This is a genomic window from Nostoc sp. JL31 (assembly GCF_017114965.1).
Lineage (GTDB): Bacteria > Cyanobacteriota > Cyanobacteriia > Cyanobacteriales > Nostocaceae > Nostoc > Nostoc punctiforme_A.
On sequence record NZ_JABXKO010000113.1, the window covers coordinates 157,029 to 167,197 of the forward strand.

General features: G+C 41.9%; 9 protein-coding genes and 1 pseudogene. 2 read left to right on the forward strand and 8 right to left on the reverse strand.

The genetic code is table 11. The annotated features are described in order from the left end of the window. Positions 1-128: 128 nt before the first annotated feature. From glgA to HWQ43_RS29650, 4 genes and pseudogenes are all read right to left on the reverse strand, one after another. A complete protein-coding gene (glgA, locus tag HWQ43_RS29635; protein WP_292740285.1) occupies positions 129-1,571 on the reverse strand; it encodes a glycogen synthase GlgA in 1,443 nt (480 codons plus the stop codon). Between the two features lie 136 nt (positions 1,572-1,707). Continuing rightward, the gene (hemC, locus tag HWQ43_RS29640) at positions 1,708-2,679 is read right to left on the reverse strand and encodes a hydroxymethylbilane synthase (RefSeq protein WP_292740287.1); all 972 of its coding nucleotides are present in this window, start codon (positions 2,677-2,679) and stop codon (positions 1,708-1,710) included. A gap of 196 nt (positions 2,680-2,875) precedes the next feature. Continuing rightward, positions 2,876-3,613 (reverse strand): phycobilisome rod-core linker polypeptide, encoded by a 738-nt coding sequence (locus tag HWQ43_RS29645; RefSeq protein ID WP_292740289.1) that lies wholly within the window; start codon positions 3,611-3,613, stop codon positions 2,876-2,878. A 351-nt stretch (positions 3,614-3,964) separates the two neighbouring features. Continuing rightward, positions 3,965-4,105: pseudogene (locus tag HWQ43_RS29650) on the reverse strand (phycobilisome rod-core linker polypeptide); the annotation flags it as partial. 354 nt (positions 4,106-4,459) lie between these two features. On the opposite strand from HWQ43_RS29650, the gene HWQ43_RS29655 reads away from it, so the two are divergent. After that, positions 4,460-5,431 (forward strand): YegS/Rv2252/BmrU family lipid kinase, encoded by a 972-nt coding sequence (locus HWQ43_RS29655; RefSeq protein ID WP_292740291.1) that lies wholly within the window; start codon positions 4,460-4,462, stop codon positions 5,429-5,431. Between the two features lie 100 nt (positions 5,432-5,531). Further along, positions 5,532-7,082, forward strand: a complete 1,551-nt coding sequence (locus HWQ43_RS29660; RefSeq protein WP_292740293.1) for a metallophosphoesterase — start codon at positions 5,532-5,534, stop codon at positions 7,080-7,082. A 292-nt stretch (positions 7,083-7,374) separates the two neighbouring features. Here the strand turns inward: HWQ43_RS29660 and HWQ43_RS29665 are convergent, their stop codons facing one another. The 4 genes from HWQ43_RS29665 to HWQ43_RS29680 form a co-directional block, all read right to left on the reverse strand. Continuing rightward, the gene (locus HWQ43_RS29665) at positions 7,375-8,463 is read right to left on the reverse strand and encodes a glycosyltransferase family 1 protein (protein WP_292740295.1); all 1,089 of its coding nucleotides are present in this window, start codon (positions 8,461-8,463) and stop codon (positions 7,375-7,377) included. Beyond that, entirely contained in the window at positions 8,463-9,320 is an 858-nt protein-coding gene (locus HWQ43_RS29670) for a glycosyltransferase family 1 protein (RefSeq protein WP_366932932.1), read from the reverse strand. Before HWQ43_RS29670 ends, HWQ43_RS29665 begins: the two co-directional genes overlap by 1 nt. Before the next feature lie 227 nt (positions 9,321-9,547). Then, positions 9,548-9,952 carry a sugar phosphate nucleotidyltransferase gene (locus tag HWQ43_RS29675; protein ID WP_292740297.1) on the reverse strand — a complete coding sequence of 135 codons (405 nt, stop codon included), beginning with the start codon at positions 9,950-9,952 and terminating at the stop codon, positions 9,548-9,550. Continuing rightward, a partial coding sequence (locus HWQ43_RS29680; RefSeq protein ID WP_292740299.1) for a hypothetical protein occupies positions 9,942-10,169 on the reverse strand: 228 nt, incomplete at its 5' end. The genes HWQ43_RS29680 and HWQ43_RS29675, both read right to left, overlap by 11 nt.

A 10,169-nucleotide genomic window follows, 5' to 3' on the forward strand; every position in this document is an offset into this window, starting at 1 on the left:
GCTATACAAACATAGACGCTTTGCGGCTTCCCGCAGGGTAGTCGGCCTCCGCGGACTAAGGAAAGATTGAGGTTTGCAACCCACGGAGGTGGGTTTTGCTTGTGTAGACGCGGTTTCTAACCGCCTTTTTACTTGCTACTGGTGCTAGTGACTGCTTCGTTTAAAACTAACTTTGGTTTTGGTGTCTCTTCTTCTTCTGGCAAACCGTAAATTGATCTGTACAACTTCACGTACTGCTTGGCAGATTGATACCAACTAAAATCTTGACTCATGCCGCGTTTTTGTAGTTCTCCCCATTGCGGTTTAAAACGGAAGCCTTCCCAAGCCCGAATCATTGAGGTGAAAAGGTCTAGCGGTTCATAGCGATCAAAGCAATAACCAGTACCAGCAGCATTTTCAGGATCGTGATGGGTTACGGTGTCAACTAATCCACCTGTGCGGCGGACAATGGGCACAGAACCGTAGCGCAAAGCCATCATTTGGCTAATACCGCATGGTTCAAAGCGGCTAGGCATCAAGAAGGCATCAGTACCAGCGTAGATCCGCCGAGACAAGGCATCGTTATACAGCAAGTAAGTTGCCATACGTCCGGGAAAGCGCGATGCTAATTGCCACATCTGAGTTTCATAGTAGCGATCGCCTGTCCCTAACAGCACAAACTGGGCATCAGTATAAGATAGGAAGCGATCGAGGATTTGCAATATCAAATCAATGCCTTTTTGTTCCACTAGTCGTGTCACAATCCCAATTAAAAAGGCTTTGGAGTTAACTTCTAATCCTACTTCTTGTTGCAAAGCAATTTTGTTGGCTTTGCGTTGATCTAAAGTATCAGCAGTAAAGGTTTGAGCAATATATTTGTCATTTTCTGGATTATAAACCTCAGTATCAATACCGTTGATAATCCCGGATAATTTACCGCTAATAAAAGATAGCAAACCTTCTAATGTTTCACCGTAAGTAGGAGTCTTGATTTGCTCGGCGTATGTAGGCGAAACTGTATTTACCTTGTTGGCAAATTGTACAGCCGCCGCCATGACGTTGTGTCCTTGCATATACCAGGGACACCAAGTAATTTTCTCTAAATACCAACGCCACGGTCCTTGATAAGCCAGGTTATGAATGGTGAACACTGTGGTGATATCAGGATCTTGGTGCATCCACACGGGAATCATCCCCGTATGCCAATCATGACAGTGGATAATGTCTGGTTTCCAGTAATTCCAGGCAAATTCGGCTGCACCATTGGAAAAAAAGGTGAACCGCCAGTCTTCATCATCTCCAGAATAAATCCGGCGGGGTAGGAATACAGGATGTCCAAATAAGTACAAGGGAACATCAGTACCAGGCAGAATGCTTTCATAAACAGCAAATTCCTGGAACATGGCAGATCCCCGCCAGATGGGTTCTTGGGGAATTTCCATTTTGTCTGGCAGGAAGCCATAGTAAGGCAAGAAGATCCGCACATCATGCCCCATTTCTCTCAGAAATTTGGGTAATGCCCCGACAACATCACCCATTCCTCCTACTTTGGCAATGGGTGCTGCTTCTGCTGCAACAAATAGAATCCGCATGGTAATTTTTGCTTCCCCGAGTCTATATTGTCAAATTAACGTTCTAAATCCCGACCAACGCGACTTGTCGCGTCTGGCACATCTTGAGTGCAACGGCGATCAATTCTTATCTAATCACATTGGCTTGCCCAATTGCTTAGGAACCGCGCTGAATCACCGCAAAAATTTCTTCGAGAATTTCTTGCGCTCCCTGTTGTCGCAACAGTTCTGCTAGTTCTGTGCCTAGCGCTTCGGCGTTGTTGGCAAGTCCGGTGACGGTATCTTTGACGAACTTTTGACCATCTACACTGGCGACTATCCCTGTTAAGGTCAAATTCTCACCAGATATTTCTGTATTTACACCTATAGGTACTTGACATCCACCCTCTAAAGAGCGGAGAAAAGATCGTTCGGCGAGACAGCGATCGCGTGTTTCGGTATGTTCAATTGCTTTGAGTAGAGATAGCACTTCACTATCATCAGCACGACATTCTATCCCTAAAGCACCTTGTCCAACGGCATGGAGGGAGATTTCTTTGGGTAGAACTTGATGAACGCGATCGCCCATTCCCAATCTCTCTAACCCGGCTGCTGCCAAAATCAAAGCATCGTATTCGCCTGCATCCAGTTTTGCCAACCGTGTAATTAAGTTTCCCCGCACATCCTTAAAGGTAAAGTGAGGAAAATGATGGCGTAACTGTGCTAAACGCCGTAGAGAAGATGTACCAATTATCGCACCTTCTGGCAACGTATCGATTTGTTTATCTTTGTGCTTTTCATGCACCACTAATGCATCTGCTGGGTTTTCTCGTTCAGTAATTACTGCTAACGTTAACCCTTCTGGTAAGTGAGTCGGCAGATCCTTGAGAGAATGAACCGCAAAGTCAATCTCTTGATTGAGCATTCCGAGTTCAAGTTCTTTAGTAAAAAGTCCTTTATCGCCAATCTTAGCTAATGCTACATCCAAGATTTTATCGCCTTGGGTAGACATGGTGTGGACTTCAAAAGTGATATTAGGATAGCTTTTCTGGAGCTGCTCTTGTACCCAGTAGGTCTGAACCAGAGCAAGTTGGCTTTTGCGCGAACCAATCCGAATAGTGCGTGGGGGACTAGAAACAACTGAAGTCATAAAACAATATATCAAAGGAGGCGATAAATTCACTCTCATCTAGACTACCGTAGTCAGGGACTCATGCGAATCTTGGGTTTTGGATTTGGGTTTTTGGATTACAATTCTTTACCAAAAGCTTGTTTGAGGAATTTTTTTAAATAATAAAATTTTTATGCACTGAGGATGTTGCGATCGCAACATCCTCAAGTTTCAGCTAGTACCCACCAAATTTTGGCAAATAACCAAATGTAGTCAGCAAACTAAACAAGACAATCAGTGCCAGTGTCGAAGCTAATAGCAATAACACCACATCTCTGTCAGAACTGCGTAAGAAGGTTTGTAAATTAAAAGGCTCAACCTGCTTTCTTGTCATGGGAAGCGGTAATTTATCGCGATAATCTTCGCCATAACGAGCCATTCTGGCAAAAGGTAATTCCCCTAGAGAGTGTCCTTGTAAAATCCGTCGCCGTTGATAGGGAACTGTATTGTAACTAAAGTTACTCATATACTCCTCACTATCTACCAAATCGTCGATAAACCTGTGCAGTCCTTTACTTGCTAGCACAATTGACCAGGCTAGCTTTTCGCGTTCATTGTAAACCTCGCGACCCAATAAGCGCTGTACGCATATCTGCACAAAGCGGTAATTGTTGTTGCTTTCGTAATTGAGTCGCCGGAATGCGTCAGATATTGCTAACCCTCGAATGAAATCTCTGACTGTAATTTGACCAGTTCTCAGTTGGGATTCTAGACAGGTTTGGCGGTTGCTATCTAGCATCTGTTGTTCGTGGAAAATCTGGCGATAGGCTGCCTTAATCAAGGCATCCATTTCTAGTGATGATTGCAGATATTCGGCTGTATAAATTCTAGGTTGCTCGTCGCCAAGAATCTCATATCCAGATACACGGTGATTTCGAGATGAAGGGGAATAGCTTAACAAAGGAATAGGCATATTAGAACTATAAATTTGAAGGGATTGGGCATTATGTATGAGGCAAAACAGTTCCGAGTCCTGAAGATTCCCAACTCAGCATTCTTGAAGGGAATTTATTGTTGCTTTTGTCTCCCTTATCCCCAGTTTCTAGCCCTTTGAGTTGTTTAATTGCCACAAAAGAGACTAGTAGTCTGTCAAATTTAAGTTCGTAGTAAGGACTTCAGTCCTTATTTTCTAAGCACTAAAGTGCTTACTACAAACCTTCAAGATTAACTTAGACATTGTACTAGTAGGTTGTAGTGGAACTTTACAATACCTTTAACAAGTTGCTCAAGCAACTTGTTTGATTAATTGAGATGGTAGCTGGATTTACGCATTGATGGGAGCGCAACTAAAAAGATGCCTAAAGTTCAATTCGATTGCCCGATAACGAGGGCAACTGCTAAAAAATAGACAACAATACAACTCAAACTTCGCTACCAAACGGATAAACTTGCGATCGCTGATTTCACTTTGCTGAAACTACGACTCAAGACCAGTAATTTGCTCACTTCCCATAATATAGGAATTTCCTAAAACCTGTCTATATACAATTCTGATAATCGCTTTAAATTTTTCTACCGACTAACTAAATAACCTTCCAGTTGAGTGAGTCTTTTTAAACAGGCGGCTAAAAATAGACTTCTTTGGGAATGTTTTAAAGGTTCTTGCCTTTTCTTGGTGGTATGATGCGATCGCACATCGCGCTCAACTTAGTCAATATATCTAGAAAATTCAGCCCCAAAAGGGAAGTTGAAAATTTACAGGAATGCTAAGAATAATTTGTTATCTTCATTAGTTATCCAAGCTTAGTTATTATACATTATGAATCGTTCCGCCTGTCTCATCTTCAATCCTGTTGCGGGTCAGGGCGACCCAGATACAGAGCTAGCAGAAATTCGGGCAATATTAGAGCCAGATATTGATCTAGATATTCATTTTACAACTGAAGAAATCGATGCTGACCAACTGGCATATCAAGCTGTAGAGCGAGGAGTAGATGCAATCATTGCTTCCGGAGGGGATGGTACTCTCTCAATAGCGGCGGCAGCTATTGTGGGAACTGATATCCCATTTGGGATCATTTCCAGAGGAACAGCAAACGCTTTTGCCACAGCTTTAGGAATTCCTGACACGATCGCAGGTGCGTGTCAGACAATTTTGCAGGGAGCAACTACTCATGTAGACGTAGCTTATTGCAACGATCGCCCAATGGTACTTTTGGCAGGTATTGGCTTTGAAGCTGACACTGTAGAATTGGCAGACCGAGACGCCAAGAATCGCTTTGGGATGATGGCCTACGTTTTGGCAGGAATCCAGCAATTAAGAAGCTTACATAACTTTGATGTTGAAATTGAAACTGAAGACAGGATAATTAAAGCTAGTGCCTGTGCAGTAACGGTAGCCAATGCCGCGCCTCCAACTTCAGTTTTGGCCCAAGGCCCAGCAGGTCTGATTTATGATGATGGGTTATTAGATTTAACGATTGTAGCTCCAGCTAACAAGGCAGGAGCGATCGCAGCCACGTTTCATCTATTTCAAACGGCTTCGACAGGTAACGCCGTTGACCGAGATGATATTGGTTTCTTGCGAGCCAAACAATTTAAAATTACCACTGAGCCACCACAAAAAGTTGTTCTAGATGGTGAAATAGTCGGCACAACACCTGTAGAAATTAAGTGTGTACCAGCAGGCTTAAGAATTTTTGTGCCATTAGTAGAAGAAGTTGAGCCTACCGAAAAACTAGAGGGGCTACCTAATCTGACTATTGAGATGAAAGACACAGTAGAAGAATGAGGGTATGGGGCATTGGGCATGGGGCATTGGGGATTAGGAATAATTTCTGCTCCTCTGCCCCCCTGCTCCCCTTCAATTGAAAACTCAGGAGTAGGTTGCATTGAAACTTGTATCTGATCCAGCGATCGCTAAGAAAATTCGGAAAATGAATCAGCGGGTGCGGTGGCAAGATCCGTTAATTGTGGAACGGGATATCGACCAAACCCGGCTGGTATTGGAAGATGGTCAAACAGACAATTCTGAGTTCTCATTTTTAGTCATAGGTGATAGTGGTTCCGGTAGACACAGAGGACACAATCCTCAGCGACAAGTAGCGGAACTTATGCTGCCCCATCACAACGAATCCCGTTTTATGCTGCATACGGGGGATGTGATCTATTTAGTGGGATCGAGTGAATATTACCAGCAAAATTTCATCCAGCCTTACCGAGAGTTTCTCTTGGGCGCAGAGCATCGCAAACGGATTGCTTATGACCAGATGGTTTTTAAGCTGCCCATTTTACCTGTGCCGGGAAATCATGATTACTATAACTTGCCAATTTTATTGAGCTTGGCATCTCTAACAACATTACCCATTCGTCACCTGTTGCGATCGCGGTTAGACCTAGATGTGGGCTTGCATGGCTCAGGATGTGGTGACGCTTACGCAAAGGCATTTCTCGACTATCTTCAGGCGTTTCAGCTTCCAGGAGAGTTAGCCAGTCACTTAGATCGGCACTACACAGCCAAGACAGATACAGGTCGTTGTCTTTCTTATCAACCTGGGCAATTTACCCGCCTTCCCAATCGCTATTACACTTTTCGTTATGGCGGTATTGATTTCTTTGCTTTGGATTCTAATACATTTAACGATCCACCACCGCTACCGAAAACAAAAAAAGGTGATGCCGATCGCAAACTCTTAGAAAAACGCCGTGAAGATTTCGAGCAAGAAAAGCAGGAAATTATTGAAACTTCAGCCAAACTTCGCCCAGAAAATCCGAATGAAGCCGATCAATTAGACGACTTCCATGCCAAGCTGTCACAAATTGAAGAAATTATTGTTGATATCGATAAGCAACTAGCCACTAATAAAACAACGCTGACTGACATTGAACAACTGGATTGGTTCAAGCAAAGATTAATTGAATCTTGGAATAATCCTGAAGTTCGGGGAAGGATAATTTATTTCCATCATCCTCCTTATGTAACTGAGGCGACGAAGTGGCAACAAGCACAAACTCTAATCGTTCGCGATCGCTTGCGTGGCGTGTTGGATGCGGTAGCTAAAGAAATCGGTTCCTTAAATCAGGGTCGTCCTTTGGTCGATTTGGTATTAAACGGTCACGCCCACTGCTTGGAACACCTGGAAACAATGGATACGGGACACGCTGATTCTCATATCCACTGGATTGTTTGTGGTGGTAGCGGGTTTAGTTTGCGACGCCAGCGGATTGAGGGAGCAGATTTGATGGAGGAGAATAGATTAGTGGCGCGATCGCATCTCTTCATTGGTCGCAACGGTCAAGGTTCTCAAAAGCGACGACCTTATTCAGGTTTACGTATTGACGTTAAAGGCGATGGACAGCCTAAGTTTATTATCCGTCCTTTGGTTGCCGAATGGCATCAGCGGCAATGGCATAATCATGAACTTGAGCCGCTGATCATCTAGTAATATCATGTCCGGTAAATTAGTTCTAATATGTCATTGCGAATGGAGCGTTCGCGGTAGCGTCTCCAAGAGTTGCGTAATGAAGCAATCGCAATGGTTGGGATTGCTTCACTTCGTTCGCAATGACTGTAAATATTTTTGTTCAGCTACTTACCCTCACCTCGTACCTGGATAAGTGCTTACAAGAACCCAGTCTAAATTAACGTGCGCCTCCGTTGGAGACTCACGTTAATTTATGCTGCATCAGCTTTACAGCATCTTAATTCCTCTTTAGTTTTCAAAATCGGCGAACCTACCGGAACAAGACTTCGGTGGTTGCTTTTCCTGTTTTTTCCCAACTGAATTGCTGAGAGTGAGTGATACCTTGGCTAGAAAGGCGCGATCGCAACCCCAAATCAGTTGCAACAGCCTGCATCGCCTCTGTAATTTCTGCTGTGTTGTAGGGATTGATCAGAATCGCTGCATCGCCAGCCACTTCTGGTAAGGAGGAGAGATTGGAGGTAATGACGGGAGTAGCACAAGCCATTGCTTCTAAGACAGGTAAACCAAAGCCTTCCCAGAGACTAGGGAAAACGAGAGCGATCGCTTGATTGATGATTTTTGGTAATTCGCTATATGGTACATAGTCAAGGAACTTTACTTGATTAGTTAAACCCAATTCTGCAACTTGCACTTTTAAAGCAGGGGTGTAACGCGAATCAATTGGCCCTACTAACCATAGTTCATAGTCTTTGCAGTTAGGTAAGGCAGCAAAAGCACTAATGAGTCGCTGTATGTTTTTGTATGGGTCTTGGCGACCAATGTAGAGAAAGTAGTTGCTGGTGGTGAGATTGAGATGATGGAAGTGAGTGCGATCGTGAGCCAGAGGTATAGGAGTAATTTTGCTAGTCGGAATGTGAAAAAAATCTGTGATGTCATTAGCAGTGGACTGGGAGTTGCAGATAACGTGTTCGGCTTGGGTGATGACTTGGGGAATGTAGTAGCGATGATAGGGAGTCAAAGGTGAGAAGCGTTTGGGAAAGCGCAACGGGATAAAATCGTGAACCATCACAACAAAACGACAGTTACCATACAGGGGTGCTTCTGGAAGTGGGGAAAATAAAAGGTTAGATTTAAGATTTTTATAGATTTGCGGTAATTGAAATTGCGTCCAAAATAGGCGGTGAATATGACCTTTTGTACCTTGAGCAGGAGTCAGATTATCTGGAACTGGGTAACAGTTAAATTCGGGGTAGCTTTCGGCAGTTAATAAAGTAGGGTTAAGAATTTTTAAATAAGGAAAAATATTTTTGGCATAGTTACTTATGCCTGTTGGTCGAGAAAAAAGAATGGATAAATTTATGATTAATGTATTAGAGGAATTACTATCTACCATCTTCATTAAATAATGCTTCTATAAGCCTTTAAGGTTTCCTTTGCTGTTCTTTCCCAGGAAAATAATTTTGCTTTTGCTTTACCTTTCTCAATTAAATCTTGACGTAACTGGGAATCACTAATTACTTTCAGGATCGCCTCAGCAAGTTGTATGGGGTCGTTAGGATCAATTAGTATAGCTGCATCTCCTGTAACCTCTGGTATTGATGAAGTATTAGAGGTGACTACGGCTGTACCCAGCGTCATTGCTTCCAATACAGGCAAACCAAACCCTTCATAGTGAGAAGGATAGACGAAAACATCGGCTTTTGAGTAAAACAATGCTACTAATTCATCAGATAAGTAGTCAAGATGATGAATTTGGTTTTTCCAATGGGAATTTTCAAGAGCCGTGAATATTGGTTCGTACTTCCATCCCTTCTTCCCAATCAATATTAATTGATGCTCAATTTTATATTTTGTCTTTAAAAAATTAAAAGCTAAGATGACAGCATTAATATTTTTTCTTGGTTCTATAGTGCTAACAAAAAGTAGATATGGTTTAGAAAAATCATATTTAACTTGCTTTTCTGTATTCAGAATATTTTCCGCAGATAAGTAATTAGCATTGTAGCGACTAGCTAGAGGAGTAACATATATTTTTTCTGGCTTAACTTGAAAATATTCAATAATGTCTTTTTTAGAACTTTCGGAAACAGTTATAACTAAATCTGTCCATTTTAAGCATTGTCTAATACGGTCTGTGTAACTTTTAACTATCCAGTTAACGAAATTAGGACACTTTATATAAGTCAGATCGTGAATTGTCATTATTTTTAAGCTTTTAGCGCAGGGATATACTACATGATCTGTGCCATGAATTATATCTGGAAAGCCTAAATATTTTTAGTAATAAGAAATAATTGGATTAGGGAACTTAGATAAAATATGAGAAACACTAACTGGAACAGGTAATGTATAAATTGGAGTATCTAAATTTATAATATTAGGTGCTATTAATCTACCTTTCCTGATAAGCACTATCTAAATTCCGCATGAAAGTGCGTAAAGAATGAGGAAGTAATAGTTTCAAAACTGAATACGCCATAAATTTAGCCCATCAATTTAGCATAATTTTGCAAAATAAATCCTTCAGCCTGAACAAAGGAATCAGGAGTACCAATATCTAGAAAAGGTGCTTGCACAGTATGTACTCGCAAGCAAACGCCCCTATTAAGTAAATATGGGAAGACTTCATTCTCAAAACTTAAAGGCAAGCTTGTAGAAAACTCTTTTAGTAGAGAATTTCGGAATAAGTATACTCCAGCGCTAATAATCCCACTTCCTGGGCTTTTTCCTGCAAAGTTCTGTAGGTTATGAAGTTGATTACAAACTAGAGAACCATATCGTGAGGTATCATTAACTGATAAGCCAACAATTACACCACTAACCGTAGAGTCTAATAAATGAGTTGTGAGTGAGATTAGGTTGGTAAAAACTAAAGAATCACCATTCATTACTAACCAGGGAAATGGGGCGCAGAGGTGTATCTTCAGTGCAGAATTTTCCAGACTCACCAATGCCATAACCACTATTTGTAACTGGCATGAGGATTTTTTGCTCTTTGCTAGCTAGATGGCAGAGCATATTCACGGCATCAAAGTTAATAGACCTCTTGCAAAAAAAAATTGTGATATAGTTAAGGGTTAAAATTTTTGAAAATCTAACAACTAT